The organism is Mesotoga prima MesG1.Ag.4.2 (assembly GCF_000147715.2).
Classification (GTDB): Bacteria; Thermotogota; Thermotogae; order Petrotogales; family Kosmotogaceae; genus Mesotoga; species Mesotoga prima.
Genome location: NC_017934.1, coordinates 2,056,902 through 2,075,320, shown reverse-complemented (window position 1 = coordinate 2,075,320; position 18,419 = coordinate 2,056,902). Strand labels below are relative to the sequence as shown.

At 43.2% G+C, this 18,419-nt stretch carries 23 protein-coding genes; 7 read left to right on the top strand and 16 right to left on the bottom strand.

The window, feature by feature from the left end; translation table 11 throughout:
- Window positions 1–4 precede the first annotated feature (4 nt).
- The 6 genes from THEBA_RS09750 to THEBA_RS09725 form a co-directional block, all read right to left on the bottom strand.
- Complete coding sequence (locus tag THEBA_RS09750) at window positions 5–805, bottom strand: MBL fold metallo-hydrolase (RefSeq protein WP_041928464.1); 801 nt, start codon at window positions 803–805, stop codon at window positions 5–7.
- 147 nt (window positions 806–952) lie between these two features.
- Window positions 953–1,780: a metal ABC transporter permease gene (locus tag THEBA_RS09745; protein WP_014731387.1), complete on the bottom strand. Its 828-nt coding sequence runs from the start codon at window positions 1,778–1,780 to the stop codon at window positions 953–955.
- Window positions 1,777–2,517, bottom strand: a complete 741-nt coding sequence (locus THEBA_RS09740; RefSeq protein WP_014731386.1) for a metal ABC transporter ATP-binding protein — start codon at window positions 2,515–2,517, stop codon at window positions 1,777–1,779. Before THEBA_RS09740 ends, THEBA_RS09745 begins: the two co-directional genes overlap by 4 nt.
- Window positions 2,507–3,391, bottom strand: a complete 885-nt coding sequence (locus tag THEBA_RS09735) for a metal ABC transporter substrate-binding protein (protein WP_014731385.1) — start codon at window positions 3,389–3,391, stop codon at window positions 2,507–2,509. The genes THEBA_RS09740 and THEBA_RS09735 overlap by 11 nt, the downstream gene beginning before the upstream one ends.
- Window positions 3,388–3,792: a Fur family transcriptional regulator gene (locus THEBA_RS09730; protein WP_014731384.1), complete on the bottom strand. Its 405-nt coding sequence runs from the start codon at window positions 3,790–3,792 to the stop codon at window positions 3,388–3,390. The genes THEBA_RS09735 and THEBA_RS09730 overlap by 4 nt, the downstream gene beginning before the upstream one ends.
- Before the next feature lie 116 nt (window positions 3,793–3,908).
- Complete coding sequence (locus THEBA_RS09725; protein WP_014731383.1) at window positions 3,909–4,730, bottom strand: thermonuclease family protein; 822 nt, start codon at window positions 4,728–4,730, stop codon at window positions 3,909–3,911.
- Window positions 4,731–4,896: 166 nt separating this feature from the next.
- On the opposite strand from THEBA_RS09725, the gene THEBA_RS09720 reads away from it, so the two are divergent.
- Entirely contained in the window at window positions 4,897–5,685 is a 789-nt protein-coding gene (locus THEBA_RS09720) for a GGDEF domain-containing protein (RefSeq protein WP_041928200.1), read from the top strand.
- A 2-nt stretch (window positions 5,686–5,687) separates the two neighbouring features.
- Window positions 5,688–6,647 (top strand): alpha/beta fold hydrolase, encoded by a 960-nt coding sequence (locus tag THEBA_RS09715; RefSeq protein WP_014731382.1) that lies wholly within the window; start codon window positions 5,688–5,690, stop codon window positions 6,645–6,647.
- On the opposite strand, the gene THEBA_RS09710 is transcribed toward THEBA_RS09715, so the two are convergent.
- The 7 genes from THEBA_RS09710 to THEBA_RS09680 all read right to left on the bottom strand — a co-directional run bounded on the left by THEBA_RS09710 (window position 6,644) and on the right by THEBA_RS09680 (window position 10,722).
- On the bottom strand, window positions 6,644–7,063 hold the full coding sequence (locus THEBA_RS09710; protein ID WP_014731381.1) for a hypothetical protein: 420 nt from the start codon (window positions 7,061–7,063) through the stop codon (window positions 6,644–6,646). The genes THEBA_RS09715 and THEBA_RS09710 overlap by 4 nt on opposite strands.
- Before the next feature lie 320 nt (window positions 7,064–7,383).
- The gene (locus THEBA_RS09705) at window positions 7,384–7,959 is read right to left on the bottom strand and encodes a flavodoxin family protein (protein ID WP_014731380.1); all 576 of its coding nucleotides are present in this window, start codon (window positions 7,957–7,959) and stop codon (window positions 7,384–7,386) included.
- A 77-nt stretch (window positions 7,960–8,036) separates the two neighbouring features.
- Window positions 8,037–8,270 carry a thioredoxin family protein gene (locus THEBA_RS09700; protein ID WP_014731379.1) on the bottom strand — a complete coding sequence of 78 codons (234 nt, stop codon included), beginning with the start codon at window positions 8,268–8,270 and terminating at the stop codon, window positions 8,037–8,039.
- Window positions 8,271–8,288: 18 nt separating this feature from the next.
- Window positions 8,289–9,404, bottom strand: a complete 1,116-nt coding sequence (locus THEBA_RS09695; RefSeq protein ID WP_014731378.1) for a permease — start codon at window positions 9,402–9,404, stop codon at window positions 8,289–8,291.
- Between the two features lie 14 nt (window positions 9,405–9,418).
- Window positions 9,419–9,952 carry a permease gene (locus THEBA_RS09690; RefSeq protein ID WP_014731377.1) on the bottom strand — a complete coding sequence of 178 codons (534 nt, stop codon included), beginning with the start codon at window positions 9,950–9,952 and terminating at the stop codon, window positions 9,419–9,421.
- Window positions 9,949–10,434: a permease gene (locus THEBA_RS09685; RefSeq protein ID WP_081484626.1), complete on the bottom strand. Its 486-nt coding sequence runs from the start codon at window positions 10,432–10,434 to the stop codon at window positions 9,949–9,951. The genes THEBA_RS09690 and THEBA_RS09685 overlap by 4 nt, the downstream gene beginning before the upstream one ends.
- Window positions 10,435–10,722, bottom strand: a complete 288-nt coding sequence (locus THEBA_RS09680) for an ArsR/SmtB family transcription factor (protein ID WP_014731375.1) — start codon at window positions 10,720–10,722, stop codon at window positions 10,435–10,437.
- Window positions 10,723–10,856: 134 nt separating this feature from the next.
- Between THEBA_RS09680 and THEBA_RS09675 the strand changes: the two genes are divergently transcribed.
- A complete protein-coding gene (locus tag THEBA_RS09675; RefSeq protein ID WP_014731374.1) occupies window positions 10,857–11,627 on the top strand; it encodes a metallophosphoesterase family protein in 771 nt (256 codons plus the stop codon).
- Window positions 11,628–12,098: 471 nt separating this feature from the next.
- Window positions 12,099–12,296, top strand: a complete 198-nt coding sequence (locus tag THEBA_RS14295; RefSeq protein WP_148270023.1) for a hypothetical protein — start codon at window positions 12,099–12,101, stop codon at window positions 12,294–12,296.
- A gap of 236 nt (window positions 12,297–12,532) precedes the next feature.
- Here the strand turns inward: THEBA_RS14295 and THEBA_RS09660 are convergent, their stop codons facing one another.
- From THEBA_RS09660 to THEBA_RS09650, 3 genes are all read right to left on the bottom strand, one after another.
- Window positions 12,533–12,883 (bottom strand): DUF3147 family protein, encoded by a 351-nt coding sequence (locus tag THEBA_RS09660; RefSeq protein ID WP_014731373.1) that lies wholly within the window; start codon window positions 12,881–12,883, stop codon window positions 12,533–12,535.
- A 110-nt stretch (window positions 12,884–12,993) separates the two neighbouring features.
- Entirely contained in the window at window positions 12,994–14,172 is a 1,179-nt protein-coding gene (locus THEBA_RS09655; RefSeq protein ID WP_014731372.1) for an MFS transporter, read from the bottom strand.
- Window positions 14,173–14,311: 139 nt separating this feature from the next.
- Window positions 14,312–15,226 carry a GNAT family N-acetyltransferase gene (locus THEBA_RS09650; RefSeq protein WP_014731371.1) on the bottom strand — a complete coding sequence of 305 codons (915 nt, stop codon included), beginning with the start codon at window positions 15,224–15,226 and terminating at the stop codon, window positions 14,312–14,314.
- A gap of 88 nt (window positions 15,227–15,314) precedes the next feature.
- Here THEBA_RS09650 and THEBA_RS09645 point away from each other — a divergent pair, with 88 nt between their 5' ends.
- The 3 genes from THEBA_RS09645 (at window position 15,315) to THEBA_RS09635 (ending at window position 18,332) form a co-directional block, all read left to right on the top strand.
- Window positions 15,315–16,208 (top strand): RHS repeat domain-containing protein, encoded by an 894-nt coding sequence (locus tag THEBA_RS09645; protein ID WP_014731370.1) that lies wholly within the window; start codon window positions 15,315–15,317, stop codon window positions 16,206–16,208.
- 305 nt (window positions 16,209–16,513) lie between these two features.
- The gene (locus tag THEBA_RS09640; protein WP_014731369.1) at window positions 16,514–17,755 is read left to right on the top strand and encodes a hypothetical protein; all 1,242 of its coding nucleotides are present in this window, start codon (window positions 16,514–16,516) and stop codon (window positions 17,753–17,755) included.
- Window positions 17,756–17,861: 106 nt separating this feature from the next.
- Window positions 17,862–18,332 carry a hypothetical protein gene (locus THEBA_RS09635; protein ID WP_014731368.1) on the top strand — a complete coding sequence of 157 codons (471 nt, stop codon included), beginning with the start codon at window positions 17,862–17,864 and terminating at the stop codon, window positions 18,330–18,332.
- Window positions 18,333–18,419 lie beyond the last annotated feature (87 nt).

Here is an 18,419-nt window from a genome sequence, read left to right as displayed (position 1 = left end):
TGTTTCAACCATGAAACTCAAAACTATCGCCGGCCATAAGCTCCCGGACTTCGGCAGGAAATCTTTCTGCGATCTTCTTCACTACATTGTCACCTGTACAGTGACCAATATGGAACTTATCTATATCGAAACCCAATAGATATTCAAAGATCTCTTCAAGCTCATCTTCAGTCTTGTGCAACAAGTGCAGGCCTCCAACTACGTTCTTTACTTTTCCAAACCCCGATGCTTGTTTTACGATGTTACCAATCCCCCTGTGAGAGCAGCCGGTTATAACTGTCACAACACCATTTTGGACAACAGCAAGAGAAAGCTCGTCCTCAAAGAAATCTCGAATTCTTGTACCCCCTTTGATTCTGTTGTGCTTATCTCCAGGTCTTTCTTCGGTTACGAACGGAGCGGCAGTCATTACGTGTAGGCCGTTTGTGATCTCTCTCGAAGCGCGTACAGTTTCGATAGAAGCTCCGAGCCGCTCATATTCACTCCCAAAACCTTCTGGACTGGATTCCGTTGAACCGCTGAATTTCCTCTCAAGACATCCTTCGCCGACCATGACTTTTTTTGCGCCTGTTTTTTTCAAGACATTTCCTAGCCCACCAAGATGATCATAGTGACCATGACTGATAATAATCGACTCAACCTCGGAAAGATCTATACCCAATTTTCCGGCATTCTTAACTGCAACGTCGGTAGATCCGGTATCGAAAAGGAACTTCTTTCCATTCAGTTCGATAAAGAATGAAATTCCATGTTCAGATTCAAAACCTTCGAGACCTTTGTCATTGCAAAGAACAGTTATTTTCATGTTAATTCTCCTCTCTGCGATCGGGGGTTTAATCTCTTCCCCGAGCCACAAGTTTATCCACACTTCCGAAGTCCTAACAAGCGGAAAAAACCAATCAACACGAATCTCACTTATCAATCAAGATCCATTCTGGAATTTACCGGTTGATCAAAATCTGACTCTAAATAGTGCTTTCAAAGAGAAAGTTATCAGAAATTCCATGAATAACATTACAACAATCACGGGCCCTGGAGGCATGTCAAGCACGTATGATACAAAGATGCCCATCACGCTTGCCACTACTGCCATACCTAGTGAAATCAGAATCATACCTCTGAATGAACGGGCAATGGTCTTTGAAGTAACTGCAGGAATGACCAAAAAGGCAGTGACAAGAATTATTCCTGCAATTTTCACCGAGCCTACTACGCTCAGACTTATTCCTATTAGCACTGCATAATGTATAAATCCAATAGGTACACCGTAGTGTTTTGCCATCCCCTCATCGTAAGAGTAATAAAGCAGTTCTCGGTAAAACACCGCGAAGAAGACCCAGGCAATAACGTTAGCTACCAATAGCATCCAAACGTCTTCAGAAGTAACCATAAGTATATTACCGAAGAAAAGACCCATAACATCAGGAGTATAGCCCCGTATAAATGAGAGAGCAATTACGCCCAGCGACATCGAAAGAGGGAGAAGCATTCCAATAACACTACTCTCGGACAGTTTGTTCTTTCTCGTAAAATAACTGACGGCAACTGCAAAAATCACGGCCGTAATCGCAGCCATGAGAATATAGTTCGTTCCGAGCAGCAGACCAAATGCAATACCGCCGAACGTCGCGTGAGCTGCACCATCACCAATGAATTCAATCTTTCTAAGAACAACCACGCTTGAAAAGATACCCGTAAGTGCACTTACAAGAACTGCGGCTAAAATAGCATTACGCAAGAAACTGTATGATATGATATCACTTATAAAATCCTGAATCATAAATGATGCTCCCTTTCGAAATGATCTCTTGATCTTATGAAGAAATCAAGATCGCTAGAGAACGCGGACTGCAGTTCCTCTGGAGTAATACTATCCGCATCATTATAGCAATGTAGAGTCTTGTTAATGCACATCACAGTATCACAAGCGTCAAAAACCATTCCAATGTCATGGCTTACCATTAGTATGCCTATACTCTTTTCATTCTTGAGAGACTCGAGTAACCTGTAAAAAGAAGCTTTACCCATCTCATCGACTCCAGCTTCCGGTTCATCGAGTATAAGCAAGTCGGGATCGGAGGCCAACGCCCTTGCCAACATCAGTCTCTGATACTCACCGCCCGAAAGCGTGCCGGCCTTTCTATCTCTCAGATCTAAAATACCTACCGTCCTGAGGAGATCATCCACTCTAATCCAGTCGCTCTTTCTGAAGGGCCTCAAGATTCCACGATCACCGTATAGCCCCATCGCAGCCACTTCTCTTACCTTTATAGGGAAATCTCTCTTCCTGTCTGGATTCTGAGATAGATATCCAATCTTCCCGGAAACAACGATCTTTCCCGAATAGACTTCAAGATCTCCAACTATCGCTTTTATGAGGGTTGTTTTCCCTGCACCATTCGGCCCTATTATCCCAACGAATTCCTTTCTTGAGATACTGAAAGAAACGTCCCTCAGAATCCAATGACTTCCAATTCTATAGCTCAAATTTTCGACACTCAGAATTTTATTTTCCATCAAATACCCTCATCATTTCGTCGAGATTCCACTGTAGAAGCTCAATAATGCTTTCCATTGAGAGACCTAAACTATCCAGTTCGCCATGACCGACCGCTGTTTCGCTTTTCAGTATATCTATGGCTCTCTTTGAATGCTGGTACTCAGCAAATATTCCAATGACATCCTTTTCTCTTACAAAGTCAACGAGTTCCTTTATTTCCCCTATACTGGGCTCATCGCCAACTCCTTCAAGAACAGGCTCAAGCTCTATTCCATATCTTCTAAAGAAGTAAGTGAAACTTGGATGAGCAACTATTACAATCGACCCTCGAAATCTCTCCAAATAAGAGCTGGCCTTTTCATCGAAATCATGAAGCTCGGAAATTAGTTTTTCTGCGTTTACTTTGTAAAACACCGAGTTAACCGGATCAATATTGGACAGTTCTTCCACGATAACGGGAATCAAGTAGTCGGACAGAATTACTGGATCAAGCCAGATGTGAGGGTTGAAATGGTGTAAGTCGGTGTTCGCTTCACCAATTTCATCTTCAGATACAAGAAAGTCATCCGGCAACTGATTCCCCATGTATAACACGCGCTTTCCCTGCGCTGCCAGATCTTCAAGATAACTCTCTAGGAAACTCTCCAAATTTAAACCATTCGCAATGACTAAGTCCGCTTCATTTAGCTTTCTCACGTCCGATATCTTGGGAGAGAATATATGTGGGTTCTGACCGGGTCCAATCAGAAGATCGACCTGGCCATTCTTACCGGCTATCTCCTTAACAATCAAATAGTAAGGGTTTATGGTAGCCACAATTCTGAGAGGCAACAGGGTTGTTGAAAACAGAATCATTAGCGCTGTAATAGTTAGTAAAGTCCGTTTTTTCATAGCTTCCCATCCTCTATGTCGGAGAGCAGTTTTCTCTTGCACTCTCCACAAATTCCAATGAAGTAAAATACATGATTAGTAATCGTAAAATCACGGCTTTCCGCAACTTTCTTTGCAAAAGAATCTGCAAAACACTCATAAAATGGTTCGGTTTTGTGGCACTTTTTGCAGTGCAAAAAATGTACCGGTTCTCTTTCACTACTGAAATAAAATCTCGTCTCGCACTCGAAGGATATTGACCGTATTAGCCCCTCATCTTCCAAAAAGGCAAGGCTTCTATAAACGCTTGAAAGGTTTGGTTTCTCCTTCAGCGCTCCATAAATACCATCGGCACTCAAAGGCGATTCAGAGTTGTTTATCAGATCCAAAACTTCTCTTCTAAGTGATGTCAGTCTTTTCAATTGACACCTCCGTATTGCAATTCATTTGCGCAAACTCATTGCAATCTATTTTTGCATATACTTTTCTTCTTGTCAATTCTCTTGGATTCTAAGACTGCTTTCGCATTGGAAGTATTTCAAGCAGCTTTTGGAAGAAGAAAAGGCGAGGAATTTGCAAATTGAGATATTCCGGTGATCTCTATGGCCGGGTCTCTCAAAAGCATCAAGACCTTGCCAGAATCATCCTGCCAGATCTCACCGAAAACCCTGATTTTCTTTCTGTACAGTCTTTGCAAATCTTTGGAATCCTGACCGAAAAGTGTCGCTTCCTCAGGCCTTACTCTCACGACAATATCATCACCAACTACCGTAAGGCCATTTACGTCAATCACAGTGAACTCGACCCATACTATCTTTCCGAGAAAACCGCCCAATTGATACGGATAAAGGGCTTCACGAACCTCAGAGGCATCATAAACTTGAAAATCATTGTAGGATGAGAAGATCCCACTTCTGTTATTGAAAGCCTGTCTGTAGGCTTCTCTGATTTTCGCTGAATTATGGGAGGTATCTTCATAGGTTAGAGGTCTCGCCAGACCCTGCCTGACTAGTTCTGCATTCACAAATTCACCTTCAGAGTTGAAGAGGTAAGCAAGATGCCTTCCGTAAGAATCCTTTCCATGGAGTTCAAGGGTAACCTTTCCATTGTTCAGGACCATCTGCTTCAAGAACTCTCTTGCTTCTTCGGCAAATTGACCGGCCGGCTTGCTTCCTGAAGTGACCTCTGGTGCATCTATACCAATGAGCCTAACCGTTCCTTGAAGAGCCTTTACAGTAATAGAGTCACCATCAATCACAGAAGTTACTGTTGTCGTTAGTTTGGAACGATCGCATCCTTGAAGAAAAAAGAATGAGAAGAAAAAAACAAGGCTTAGAACTATGAAAACACTCTTTTTCACTTCTTGCCTCCTCTATATCGATTTCTACCTGTGTAAGCCCATTATACAATTGCACTCTGACCTTTGGCTTTCACAGATGGAAGAATGATCCTTTAATGAGCAAATATGTAAATTTGTACTTTACAGGTAGAATAGAAACGACTGAAAAGCAAAGGGTGGTGAAACAATGAAAGACAACATTTCCTCAGAGCAGCTCTCAGAACTTCTTACGCAGGCTTTGTCTCTTATTGAGGACGGAGTAGCTGTGCTCGATGAATTCTCGAACGTGCTTGTGGCAAACAACCGGGCCTCAAATCTGATAGAAGGGTTGCGGGAAGAGATTAAGAAGAAGATGAGAGATTTGATACGTAGAAGTGAAGAGGCTTTGGAATACCACCACATAAGAAAGAACGGGAGATGGTTGAGGTATTATTTGAAGAAATTATCGGTACCAAATGCATTGTACTTTCTCTTTGTGGTAGAAGATATCTCAGACTTGAAGCTAGCCGAACAAACAATTTCTGAACTTGCCCATTTTGACGGCGAGACTGGGCTCCCAAATTACGTGCTTTTCAGAGACAGATTGAACATGGCAATATTTAGAAGCAGAAGAAACAACCTGTTTTCGATGGTCGCTGCATTTGAACTAAGTAATAGAGAAGCAGTTCAGAGCATCCAAGAAGCAACGCTTGTAGAGATAACAGAAGAGCTTGTCAAGGGCATAAGAAAGAGCGATACGCTGTGTAGGTTTTCTAGAAGAGAATTTCTTCTGCTTGCCGAGGACCTTAAAAATCCTGATTCCGCCGCCAGGATAATTGGAAAAGTCCTTAGTTCCTTTGAGAAGTGGAAATTGGACCAAGGCGATTCAACGCTGGAACTCAAAGCGGGATCTGTCTTGCTCCCAAGGGACGGAGTGGAAGCGGAGTTGCTTGTCAACAAAGCCTTCGCTTCGATAAGATCGCAAGGAGTCGAATAGTCATGAAATTCATTGTCATTGTGGTTTCTTTGCTCTCGGTAGTCTTAATTGCTCCCTTTCTCATCCCCGTGAGAGATCTGGAGGGCACTGTGGACCCTCTTCTACTTGCAGACGAAGATAGCATGTTTGTCAACATAAAGAACATAAACATTCATTACAAGAGCGCCGGTGAAGGTTCTACTTTGGTCCTTCTTCTTCATGGGTTTGGGGCCAGCACTTTTTCGTGGCGCGAGGTAATTGGTCCTTTAGCTGAGGAGTATTTCGTAGTCGCGTTCGACAGACCTGGATTTGGTTTTACCTCAAGACCGTTGGGTAAAGATCTTGAGGTTTTCAACCCTTATTCAATGGAAGGTCAGGTAGAACTTACAGTATCACTTATCGAGCATCTGGGATATGAAGAGGCTATCCTGATCGGTAATTCTGCCGGCGGCCTTACTGCACTGGAAGTAGCGGCATCGTACCCACAAAAGGTCAAAGGACTCGTACTCGTAGATGCTGCCGTATATACGAACGATGCAGATAACCCATTTTTCAACTTACTGACAAACACACCACAGGGTAGACATCTAGGTCCTCTTGTATCGAGAATTTTTCTGGGAAACTCACGAAATCTTCTAGATCTGGCTTGGTACGATACCAGCAAGCTGACCCCAGATATTCTTGAAGGATACGAAAAACCACTGAAGGCGGAAAACTGGGACAGAGCTTTGTGGGAACTGACGCTTGCAAGAAAGCCTTACGACTATTCCAAAATTCCCGTGATTTATGTACCGTCATTAGTTATCACTGGAGATAACGACAGAATAGTACCCGTTGAGGACTCAGTAAGGCTCGCGAAAGAGCTTCCCTTAGCCCAGCTGTCAATCATTCCAGATACGGGCCACCTACCACATGAGGAAAGCCCCGGGGAATTCCTCGAAATTGTACTGCCATTCTTGAGATCGCTAGCAACAATGGACTAGAGAATTGGAATCCAAATAGAATACGGCGCAAAAATATGGAAAAGAAACAGCGCCCATGTGGCTATCATCAGGCCTTTATGTATGGGTCTCCATTTCTTCTTCATAGCCGAAACATACTTTCCTAACAAATATACTATGAACTGTGCAAATACCCCGATGAAAACAAGACTACCACTGTACAGGACAAAACCTCCTGTTGCAAGATAACCATGATAAAGGGCAGTGAACAAGAGAATTGAACCAGTCCAAGGATGAACAGCGGCCAGGACTACCATCAGTTTCTTAAAGCCCTTCCAGGGAAAACGCTCAAGCCTTTTATTGAATGTGCGGTAGAACCATCTTGTCAGAAAAAGAGATGTGTTTATGACAAGAAGAGTGAAGTTTATCCATCCAAGAGTTTTCATCCACGTGTACACTTTCGCACCTCCAACACAATGACATGCAAATAAGATACCAGTTTTAGTTCTCGAAAACCCCATTTATCAAGTGTCAAAACAAGAGGCAAGAACCGGATATCTTAGCTGTGAAGAGATGGAACAACTATCAGATTTGTTATCGAGTTTCGCGCAGAAGTGAACCATGAACTGTCGTAAGGCATTTGGTGAAAGTGCCTTCTTGCAAAAAGATAGACAGTGGTACTTTTTCCAATTTATAGTCTTGCCAGCCGCATACAATTTCGGAGGCCGCAATCTATTCTAGTTCGGCAGAAATCAAGTTGAAAGCTCATTACAACAGACTATTGGTTGATCTTCCTTAGCAACCAGGCCATGTTTTCACCGAGAACTCTCATCGTTCGTATTCCCTCTTTATCTTTCTCGAAATCCCCTTTTCGCCAGGCTAGAGAGAGATTCCAGTATGATGAACCGGGAATTATCATTTGAGAGATAAGGAAAAAGTGATTGATAGAATCGAATGCGTGAACAGATCCTCCTCTTCGAACCGCTACTACGGCCGCACCTACTTTTTTCTTAAACATAGCGTTGTTGGCAAGTGCCACCATCCCTGCTCTGTCAATCAGAGCCTTCACCTCGGGCGAGAGATCCGCAAAATAAGTCGGCGTCCCGAAGATAATTCCGTCTGCCTCAAGCATCTTTTCTATGCAACCGTTAACATAGTCATCAACTATTGCGCATCTCCTGTTTTTCGTCTCGAAGCAGATATTGCAGGCAGTGCACCCCATTACGGGGTTCCCGCCAATTTGTACTATCTCGGTATCTATTCCTCCATCATTTAGAACAGTGAAGACTTCTTCAATCATCTTAGAGGTGTTTCCATCAACACGCGGACTTCCATTAAAGGCTACCACTTTCATTCTTGACCTCCATCTACATGGTTGAAAAATGGAAGGGCATCCCCCTCCACTAATCTATCACCTAAACATTTCTTCTATCAACCTTTGATGAGTCTTTTCGCCTCATCTAGTGAGGGTATCTTCCCGGATATAACGATCTTTCCATCGACTGCGACAGCGGGAGTCGATACTATTCCCTTCTCCATGATCACCATCATGTCTGTTACCTTCTCCACTATCGCATCTGAATCCAACTCTTCAACGGCCATCTTCATAATCTTTTCTGTCTGTTTGCACCTCGGACAGCCCGAACCAAAGATTTCGATCTTCATTGTGCGACCTCCTTAATCCTAAAATAGACTTCCATATATGAATCCCCACAGCGTGGAGAATAACACTACCAGTCCAAAGTAAGTGAATGCTCTCTTCTTTCCCAGAAGTTTAGTTATAACTATCATGCTAGGCAAACTAAGTGAATTACCCGCCATAAAGAGCGCCAGGGCGGGACCTTTTCCCATTCCTAGAAACATTAGCGACTGGACGATAGGAACTTCAGTCAGAGTCGCGAAATACATGAAAGCTCCAAAGACTGATGCAAAGAGAGTTGAGACAAATCTGTTGCCCCCAAGAAGTGACTCGACAACGCTCTGGGGAAGCGCGCTGGATATTATTCCAGCGGCAAAGACTCCGAAGAAAAGGTAAGGAAGAATCTTCTTCGCAAAATCCCAAGTCTCACCTATCCATTGATTTCTCAGTTCTCCCTTGAAACGTATAGCCATAACAAAAACCACAATAGCGGAGATAATCAGTATTGATGCCTTAACTATCGGATCGATAGCCAGGCCGCCAACAATTAAGAAGGTCATCTGGAGACCCAGAAAACCAATCGCCTCAGGCCAGGAAACATGATCATCCGATTCCTGGGTCGCAAAACCTCCTGATCCCTTTTCTCTAAAGATGCTCTGCATCGTTAAACCAACAAAAATTGCCGAGGTCGAGGCTCCAAGAATTCTCACAAGTGCCATCTCCCATCCAATAGCACTTCCAGTCAAGAAGATTGCAGCAACGTTTATCGCCGGACCGCTAAAGAGGAAGGCAACTGCCGGTCCAAGGCCGGCGCCCCGTTTGTATATACCTCCGAAAAGAGGAAGAATTGTACAAGAACAAACTGCCAGAATTCCACCAGAAATGGCAGCGATTGGATATGAAATGATCTTTCGGGCGTCGGGACCCAGTAGTTTCAATATTGAATCCTTCCGTATAAATACAGTGATAGTGCCTGCAATGAAAAAGGCAGGCACAAGACAGAGAAGTACGTGTTCTCTTGCATATGAACCAAGCATTGTAAATCCGCTGATTATTGCATCCTGTACATATTGACTTCCAAAAGGAAGAAAATAGAAAACAAGAAAACCAGCTGCCAACAATACGAACTTCGTAACTTCTTTCTTCAAATCTTTCTCCATCTCAATTATGTCTCCTATTCACTAATGCTCGCAGCCTGTGCACATATCGCATCAATACTTTCCTTACCGGTTATTCTTTCTAGTATTATCGCCATAAGTAGTATTCCCGGAATGTTTATTGCCAATCTGAGCAGAGCAAACCCTGCACCCAGTGATCCCATTTCGAACATGAACATCGGAATCTTAGTTGTTGACCAAGCTCCAACGAAGATCAGTACGTTCGAAAACTTCACTCCTTTCTTCATGAAGACCGCTGCTATTGGAAAGGCGCCATATAAAGGTCCCGCCGCAGCCGCTCCAAGAAGAAAGGATAGTGATATTCCCTTGATACCTGATTCCTCTCCCAGATGTTTGGTAATCTTCTCTCTCGGAATCCAGACATCGAGAAGGCCCAAGAGAATAAATATCGGAGGAATAACTGATAACATTTCCAAAAAACTCGTTCCAGTAATGCTCAGTGCGTTTCGCCCGACTTGATTGTTTGCGGCAAATACTGCAGAAACGAACCCTGCCATTACTAGCGGAAAGACATACCTTTTCGCCTTCATCCCAGAATCACTCCCATAAGACCGGCAACTATAAACGAGAATCCAAATGCCATCACGTTTCTCATAATCGTCAGTCTACTTCCAAAATATTTCTTCTCAACCGGAAAAGTAACAACTCCAACCATCATCAGAGTGGAAATGAAAAGAGCTATCTGAGTTATCCCGGCTCCATTATCGAGCAACATGACCGCCGTGGGAAAAGCGACAAAACCGGGAATCAAAGTGATTGATCCAACAGCTGAAGCTATAAGCAACCCCCAAACTCCCGAACTTTCTCCTAGCAGCTGCGAAATTGTCTCGGGATTCAACAGCGCGATAAGCAATCCAACGAAAAGCAGAATAGCGATCAGTTCAGGCAGAATTCCCTCAAATGATCTCCACGCTTTCTCGAGCGCCATAAGTGTCTTTTTTCGACTTACAATGAGAGAGATAACTAGAAGCGATCCAGTTATGAAATAGATTACAGTGCTGTACACAGTCATCTACTCCGATTCTTGTGATGACACATCAGTGATTGACTTGGCAAGCTCGACAATCTCCAGGACTCTTCTATCTGCTATGCTGAGCTCCTTTCTCGCACCATTCCTGTTCTCTTTGACGAGGCCCGCATCTACCAATGCCTTAACGTGCCTTGAGAGAGTTGTTTTATCTATCGCAAAAAGATCATCCAGCTCGCAAATACATAGGGTACCCTTTGAAAGTTGTTCAAGAATTTTTAATCGCCAGCTACAACCCAGTGCCTTGAAAAGCATGACTGTCCTTTTGTTCATCAGACACCTCCAAACGGGATATACTAATAGAATAATCCATGTTGCATTGTTGTGCAACAATGAAAGAATACTGAGACAATATTTATCGAGTAATATCTATCTAGTCTGGAGATCACTACTGGAGGTCAAGAAAAATGAGAATCGTATTCTTTTCGGATATACACGGAAATCTTGAGGCTCTTGAGGCAGTGCTGAAAGATATTGAGAGTCAAAACATTGAAAGAATTTACTGTCTTGGAGATCTAGTAGGGTATGGCCCTCAGCCACAAGAGGTTGTTCAAAGAATTCGCGACCTTAAAATCCCTACGATAATGGGAAATTATGATGATGCGATAGGTTATGAAAAGAAAAGCTGCGGCTGCGCATATAATCCCGGCAGAGAAACGGAAGTTGGAGACGAGTCCTTAAACTGGAGCATAACAAATACTTCAGCTGCAGCTAAGGAGTTCCTACGTTCACTTCCTCACACATTGGAATTCGAAGAAGAGGGTGTGAAATTTCTTCTTGTTCATGGAAGCCCTGTAGATCATTTACTTGAGTACATAAGGCCAGATACTTCAAGCGAAAGGCTACAGAAAGTGCTGGAGAGGGTCAAAGCCGATGTTGTCGTCAACGGTCATACGCATCTTCCCATGGTTCGCTGGGCGATGGGAAAACTCGTCTTCAACGACGGCAGCGTCGGCAGGCCTAAGGACGGAAATCCCAAGGCCTGCTATTTGATTATTGATGTTGTCCAGCAGAGTATTTCATATGAATTTCGAAGAGTTGAGTATGACGTCAAATCTACAGTTGAGAAAATTACTGAGGTCGGCCTGCCTGCAGAACTTGGTCTAGTTCTTGTGCTTGGCAAAGGATACGAAATGGGGCAGTCGAAATCAAAGAACACAATTGACTTCAAGATCTGAAGCTCTCTGGTTTGATCTTTTGCGGGTTCCATAAGAGACGCTAATTGAGCCTGATACTAACGCGCTTTGATGAAAGGATTGAGACAAGAATAACGGCTCAGAAAATCTTTGGGAAAGAAACAAGTGGAGGTTCTTGGGTACGAAAAGCCGGCGAAAGAAATCCGAAATTGCGCAATTGCTTTTTGTGGAGGCAAAACGCTAAACTGAAGAGAATCATTAGAATCTGTTTGGTACTATTTGCCTCGATCAGTATTGCTTATTTTACTTATGACGAAATAATTCTCCTACATAAATCTTCGACGACCAGGGAGTCTGTTCTTGTGGAAATGTAGGACCCCTATCTTCCGGAAGATTATTCAGTTCTTTACTATTTTCGTGGCACCATCCGTTGCAAAACATGCCCAGTAATGGGGGCAAACGCGAAGAAAGTCCGATAATGATCATCGTAAGCATGTTCCTTCTTGAGTTCCGTTGAGTTTCAGAAACAAGGTGAAAGATCTAGGCAATGAGCCTCAAGAGAAGATCAAGAGCAAAGGTCTGCTTGGTGCCCTGATTCTCGGTTCTCTCTTCGCCCTCACCTTTTGCCCTGTATTGGCTGTACTATTCTTTGGAAGCGTAATACCACTCGCCATCAATGAACAGTCCAGGCTGTTGATTCCTGCTATCTGAGGAATCGGAACCGGCCTTCCTGTTGTCGTTGTTGCCATCGGAATTGCCATAAGCACGAAGCTGGTCGCGCAGATATTCAAGAGAATCAGCAAATTCAAATTCTGGGCTCGGACAGTTATAGGAGCAGGTTTCATAGACCTGGGAATCCATAAGTATAACGAGGACTTTCTTGTGAAACACTCAGCAAGAAACCGCTTCTCGAACAGAGGTCAAGCAATTCACTCAAGTCAGAACTATTATAATCTCACTCCAAACTTTGAAAGGATGAGCGAAAAGAAGGCATAGCCTGCCATCATGACTCCACTGGACAAGGCAAGTGCAACGTAGAAATTGATGCCTCTTCTGAGAAACAATGGCATAGCGACAAAGAAAATTAGAGAAGGAAGAACAAACACTAGAATACCGGTTGAGAGTTCTGCAACTTTACTTGAATTTTTTGTATCGTTGTAGAGCCAGAAAAGCGCGAGCATGGAAGTAAGAGGTAAAGATGCTATAAGTCCTCCAATGTATCCAGACTTCTTGCTGACTTCAGAAACAAGAGCGATTATTACCGATGACACAAGGATTTTCACGATGTATCTCAGCAAACTCCTTCACCTCCGCTTTGACTATTCTTCTTGCCCGAACTGCCCCAAGTACTTTGAATGATCTCATATCATTCCTGAGATTCTAATAGATTATCATACGCCGATTTAACTCAGCCTGTAACGAATTGTTCCTTCGTAAAAGCAATTACGATTAGTCCTCCAGTTGCAATGAGTGAAGCCATCATAATGAACATGCCGAAATAAGAATATTCCGCAACAGTTCCGGCCAGCAATGGCCCAACCATAAAACCAATGGCTCTGGCCGACCTAAGAAGTCCCAGAAACTCGGCTCTTCTCCCCGGCGGTGAACAGAGAGATACCATAGTACCGGCACCGTTTATGAAGGCTCCAAAGGCAATGCCAAGGCAGAAGTACCCAATCGCAATGAGGACCCAGTTCTTTGCCACGGCAAAGAAAACCATTGTGAATACTGTTAGACCTATGCCGATCAGTGTGCTCTTTCTTGGTCCAGTTTTAGATATCACCCTTCCAAAGAATATATGAGAAAAGATCTGCATAAAGGGGTTTATCGAAGTAATGATTGCTGTAGCCGCTCCTGACAAACCAATTCTTTCAGTCATATATATTGCAATTATCGAAGTGGCTCCAGCCGTTCCAAGTTGTCTCAAGAAAGTACCAGCATAGACAGCCCATAATCCATTTTCCCAGAGAGGCGTAGAATCCTCTTTCAAGGGGAACAACCTGTTCAAGAAGCCCTTTCTACGAGAGACGAGGTGTTTCTCTTCCTTCAAGAAAAGGACAGGTATGACAGCAATCAGAGCAACGAATGCATACCAGTTTATAGCCTGGCTCACAGTGAAAAAGACTAGAAGAATCGAGAGCATAATTCTGCCAGTTAGCATTCCGATTGAATTTGCAGTATTCAATATCGACAGTTCTCTTGAAGTATTCCTGACCGAATCCCGTGAATGCTCAGTGCTCAGAGCCATTGCTATAGGTTCGAATCCAGCGGTAAAGAAAGCAATTAATGAAGAAAAGAGAATGAATACTATGGGAGTCTCAATTACTGAATAGGCAAAGTAGAGAAAGGCCGGCGTGAGTACAAGTAATATCATCAGTAGTTTTCGTTTCTTAAGTCCGTCAGATATTGCTCCCCAGGCCGGAGAACCAAAAGTCTCTACAGCGCCTCTCACTGTTGTAAGAAGCCCGACCATAAGAAGTGAAGCCCCAAGCTCTCTTAGCTTCAGCTGCAAGAGCAAACCAAAACCGAACATCACAAAGAACACTAACAGAGATGTCAGCAAGAGTGGAAGACGTTTGTTATGCAAGGGAGATTCTCCTTTAGTTTGATTGACTTATTAATTATAGCATCAGCTTCCAATCCCTCAAATTGGTCAGAATTATCGTGATGAGGACTCAAATTCGATCAGATGACCATCACGTTCATTCAGAAATCCTTCTCTCTTCTTAACTTTCCACCTTCTTCTCGAGAAGAACTGAAAATTCTTTCATACCAATGGCTCTAGACCAGAAGTGATAATCACTTTCAAATACACATTCAAAGAAGGATTCTTCAACCCCCCTAATCAATAGATACTCACTTAGGAATGAAAGTAGGTTTCTTCCTATACCCATTCGACGAAAACGTTCGCTGACAAAAACAAATTCTATAAATCCGAGAAGACTGTAAGTCATAAGATCTTCGAAGACAGAATAGATTAGAACTCCCGCCGTTTCTTCATCTTGCCGGCAAATTAGAATTCTACCTCCAGAGTCCATGATTTCATTCAGATTGAAGAACAGCTCACTTGGCGTCATTTGAAGCTGGCGTTTTACTATTGTAGGAGAAGAAGAGATCTCGACAAAGACTTTTCCAAGATCATCAGGAAGACCGCGGAAGATTTCGAAGGCATTTATCCTAGAGTGTGAAAGTCGTTTATCGGTACTGAACGTAATTCTCTTTTCATTGAAGCCCTCACTTTTCAGCATATGCCATCCAGCTCCGAATCTATAGGTATTGGCGGTAATTGTCTGAAAAATAGGCTTAACTTCCTCCAAAGCAGACCTAAGAAGAGTCCTTCCTGCTCCTTCTCCTCTGTACCCTTTCTTGACATATAGATCATAGATGTGTCCAGATAAATTGGAAGAAAACCGTTCGTCCCTCTGTGGCCCAAAGTGGATATGCCCAATTATCTCTCCTTGGCCTCTCAAAACAAGCAATTTATCGCCTCTCTTAAAAAAATCAAAGTAGACTTCCTCAATTGGCCTGAGTTCTGAAAGCGAATACCTACCATTACTCGATTCGGGAATCGAGTGATACATCTTCTCCATAATCCGTCTTGACTCCTCAAAAGAGGGCTTATCAACATAGAAATCTTTCATCATAATACCGCCTATAGGAGAGATAAATGATACCGTTTTTATCCAACTCCTGTATGATTATAGTAACTTTGCACATGGAGGTGTAGCAGTGAAAAGAATCTCTCTATTTTTGGTTTTGCTCGTTTTCTCTGTGATTGCTCTTGGACAATCGGAGTTTATGATTCCTATGAGCACCGAGGATTTCGGATTGAGGGGACCCGTTAAGTCAGCAAAAATATTATACCCGGAGAACGAAATGGATCTGGGAGTCGACGAGGAGCTCGTCCTCTCTGGATACAGTGTTCTTTTCTTCAACGAGAATGGCAGTCTTGTTTCGCAGATTGAATATGACAAAGACGGTAATGAACAGAGTGCAATACTCTTCAATTACGACAGTAATGGGAAACTTCTTTCTGTATCGGGGAGAGAGAATGGTGTTGAGGAAAACGTCGACGAAATAAAGGTCGAAAACGGAAGAATTGCTGGAATAGTTGTTGAAGACTCCGAAGGCGACTCTAATTTGATCATGGAATATGATGAGGCAGGAAGACTGATCGCCCAGAAGATATCTGGAATGAGCGAAGGCCAGAAAATTGAAATGACTATCTCGATGAAGTACGATGACAACGGAAATCTAATTGAAGAGTCATTCGGAATGATGGGCATGGTAATGACAAAAACAGTCTTCGAATATAACGCTAAGAATCAGAGCATTAGAGAACTGGAGTACATGTATATGTTCGCAGAACCCGGAAGCGAACCGGAACCTATTGAATCTATTCTTGAATACAACGAGATGGGCGATGTTGTTCTGAGAATATCCGACAGCGCGTTTGGTGAAGAGAAAGAGGCCGTTGTATACGAGTATGAATATGATTCAATGGGAAACTATATGCATAAAGTAGGCTATTATGTAATGAACGCTGCTGATCTCGAAAAAGAAACCTGGAAAGAGACTGCAACTGTTGAAGAAGAAGAAACTCGCGAGATTGAGTATTACTGATCAAAATGCATAATCATAAGAGGGTGGAAACACCCTCTTTTTCATTTTGAAATATCTGCTTTCTCTTAAAAGTACCGCTGCCGATTTACTTCTGTCTTTTTGTTGTGCCATTACTACGATACTCACATTAAACACAGAATCTTACGCTAAAAACTCTAACAATCGAATTTATAACGTAATCGATCGTTGAGTCAATATAAACTTAAATATCTTTCTTTCAATACTATAATCTGCGTGCACAATGACTTATTGACATACAGCTCGAATATGAACAGGAAAGCTCCGCATGACGGGAAGGTGATATTATGCGGCTGAAAAGAGTATCAATAGTTATTGTTGCGGCTCTCGTTGCAATGCTCATGATATCTTCCTGTATTCCAAAAGACCCTGTTGTAGCTGCCACAAGAAAGTTCATTCAGTTCATAGAGGAGGAAGGAGAACCGGAAGGCCCATTTACCGGCCTATATCTGGGAGAAGTCGATCAGGACGATATCATCGGATCCGAGTCGGCTGGAGGCCAGGAACTCCAGTATCAGTTGCAAGGCATAAATGAATCAGGTTATTTCTTCTATCTGGATGAAGCTCCCGGTGCATTCTACGATCACCCTGGGAAACTCGTCGTTGTGTCAAAGACAAACGAGATTATCTTCGAAGAAGACACCGAAGGCTGGCCAACGATTAACGGAAACATTGTTTCACCTTTGAGCGATCGGAATCTCTATGCTAAAGCAGTTATTTGGGACAAGTGGAAATATGTCAGGGAAATAATCACTGGAACTGTTGTTGACTGGACACAAGTGTTTTTCAGGATAAAGGGGGCCGTAATTACCAGTGGACTCACTCCCACACAGAATCTTTACGCGGAGGCTCGAGATGTACGGGATCTTATGTCCAACGCTTTCAAGACAATAATGGGAACTGACAGAGTGCGTGACGTGAAGTATGTTTCGGGCGCAGCTGCTCCGAACTGGATTGCCGTTCTAGCCGCAATGGATGAGCTACTGACAACTGAAAAGGTAAACTATATGACTTTGTACTTTATTGCGCATGGAAACACGAACCTCATGAATCTCGGGGGAACGACTTTCTTCGCAAATCAGTTGAGAACTTATATACTCGAACACTCTGGCGTGAAGTTCTGCATAATCATCGAATCCTGCCATTCTGGTAGCTGGCTTGAGGGTCTGAAATCCGCCGGCGTTATCCCTCCAAATGTCGAAATAATAATAACTACAACTACCGCTACCAAGGGGGCTTATCCCGACTGGGACAGCGCAGGTGGCGCGGCGGATTACAATCCTTCAGACATGTATGTTGAGTGGTCGGGTGACTTCCTGCAGAAACTCTCTTCCTTTACCGGCACAGGCTGGTCAGAAGTCACATCCTACGCCTCTAGCAAATCCATAGACACCCTGCCCGCATTGTTGTACAAGTGTTACACGGCAATAAAGGGTGGAAGTCCTTCGACTACGTCATGGACTTTGACAGAGCGTTTTGTGGCAGGCCCTGTTCAGCAACCTATGATATACACGAAGTGGACACCTTAAGGTTATTATTGAAAAGTAAGTGAAGAGCGGGTGATTCCCGCTCTTTATTTTTCTCCTAGCTTTGTTCTTCGCAAATAGCTATAATTGAAATATGGATGTTCTTTCTATGGTCAAACCGGAAAAGCAAAAGGGTTACCTTGTAAGACTGAAGGTTCTTAAAGACGAGACAGATCTTCTCAGGGTCGACATCGAGCTCTACAAAACTTCAACCCACCCCGTGATAAGGGATTCACTTTTCGATGCCTCTATAATAAGGGCGTCCAAACTGGTACGCAACAGCGGCTTCACCATGAAGACTTTTCGAGAGTATATCCGACAAGGCTGCCCAAAACACTTTCGACGCGAATTATATCGAATAATGGACGATTTTGATAGAGAGGAAGCCCTCCTTGCAGAACGAATTAAGAAACTAAAGAATCGTCGTGATCGAGTGATCGTTCACATGGATCCGCGTTTTGCCTTTCATCCCGAGCGAGAAGATGAAAACAGAGTAGATCTAGAAGACATAGAAGCAATATGCTCACATCTTGAAAGACAGGTTGCTTTCTTCAGTGGAAAGCGCTTAGATGGTAAATGAAGCCAGCGTTTAAGGACCAATAAACCATCAGGAGTATTTCAACTGAGTTCCTTCTCTAGAGACTGAAACTGATAAACTGGAATGGCT

Excerpts from the sequence above, each read along its gene's own strand:
- THEBA_RS09740 (WP_014731386.1), bottom strand. The coding sequence starts at position 2,517 with ATGGAAAATAAAATTCTGAGTGTCGAAAATTTGAGCTATAGAATTGGA.
- THEBA_RS09735 (WP_014731385.1), bottom strand. The coding sequence starts at position 3,391 with ATGAAAAAACGGACTTTACTAACTATTACAGCGCTAATGATTCTGTTT.
- THEBA_RS09695 (WP_014731378.1), bottom strand. The coding sequence starts at position 9,404 with ATGGAGAAAGATTTGAAGAAAGAAGTTACGAAGTTCGTATTGTTGGCA.
- THEBA_RS09680 (WP_014731375.1), bottom strand. The coding sequence starts at position 10,722 with ATGAACAAAAGGACAGTCATGCTTTTCAAGGCACTGGGTTGTAGCTGG.
- THEBA_RS09720 (WP_041928200.1), top strand. The coding sequence starts at position 4,897 with ATGAAAGACAACATTTCCTCAGAGCAGCTCTCAGAACTTCTTACGCAG.
- THEBA_RS09650 (WP_014731371.1), bottom strand. The coding sequence starts at position 15,226 with ATGAAAGATTTCTATGTTGATAAGCCCTCTTTTGAGGAGTCAAGACGG.
- THEBA_RS09700 (WP_014731379.1), bottom strand. The coding sequence starts at position 8,270 with ATGAAGATCGAAATCTTTGGTTCGGGCTGTCCGAGGTGCAAACAGACA.
- THEBA_RS09640 (WP_014731369.1), top strand. The coding sequence starts at position 16,514 with ATGCGGCTGAAAAGAGTATCAATAGTTATTGTTGCGGCTCTCGTTGCA.
- THEBA_RS09675 (WP_014731374.1), top strand. The coding sequence starts at position 10,857 with ATGAGAATCGTATTCTTTTCGGATATACACGGAAATCTTGAGGCTCTT.
- THEBA_RS09745 (WP_014731387.1), bottom strand. The coding sequence starts at position 1,780 with ATGATTCAGGATTTTATAAGTGATATCATATCATACAGTTTCTTGCGT.
- THEBA_RS09635 (WP_014731368.1), top strand. The coding sequence starts at position 17,862 with ATGGTCAAACCGGAAAAGCAAAAGGGTTACCTTGTAAGACTGAAGGTT.
- THEBA_RS09750 (WP_041928464.1), bottom strand. The coding sequence starts at position 805 with ATGAAAATAACTGTTCTTTGCAATGACAAAGGTCTCGAAGGTTTTGAA.
- THEBA_RS09685 (WP_081484626.1), bottom strand. The coding sequence starts at position 10,434 with ATGACTGTGTACAGCACTGTAATCTATTTCATAACTGGATCGCTTCTA.
- THEBA_RS09705 (WP_014731380.1), bottom strand. The coding sequence starts at position 7,959 with ATGAAAGTGGTAGCCTTTAATGGAAGTCCGCGTGTTGATGGAAACACC.
- THEBA_RS09690 (WP_014731377.1), bottom strand. The coding sequence starts at position 9,952 with ATGAAGGCGAAAAGGTATGTCTTTCCGCTAGTAATGGCAGGGTTCGTT.
- THEBA_RS09715 (WP_014731382.1), top strand. The coding sequence starts at position 5,688 with ATGAAATTCATTGTCATTGTGGTTTCTTTGCTCTCGGTAGTCTTAATT.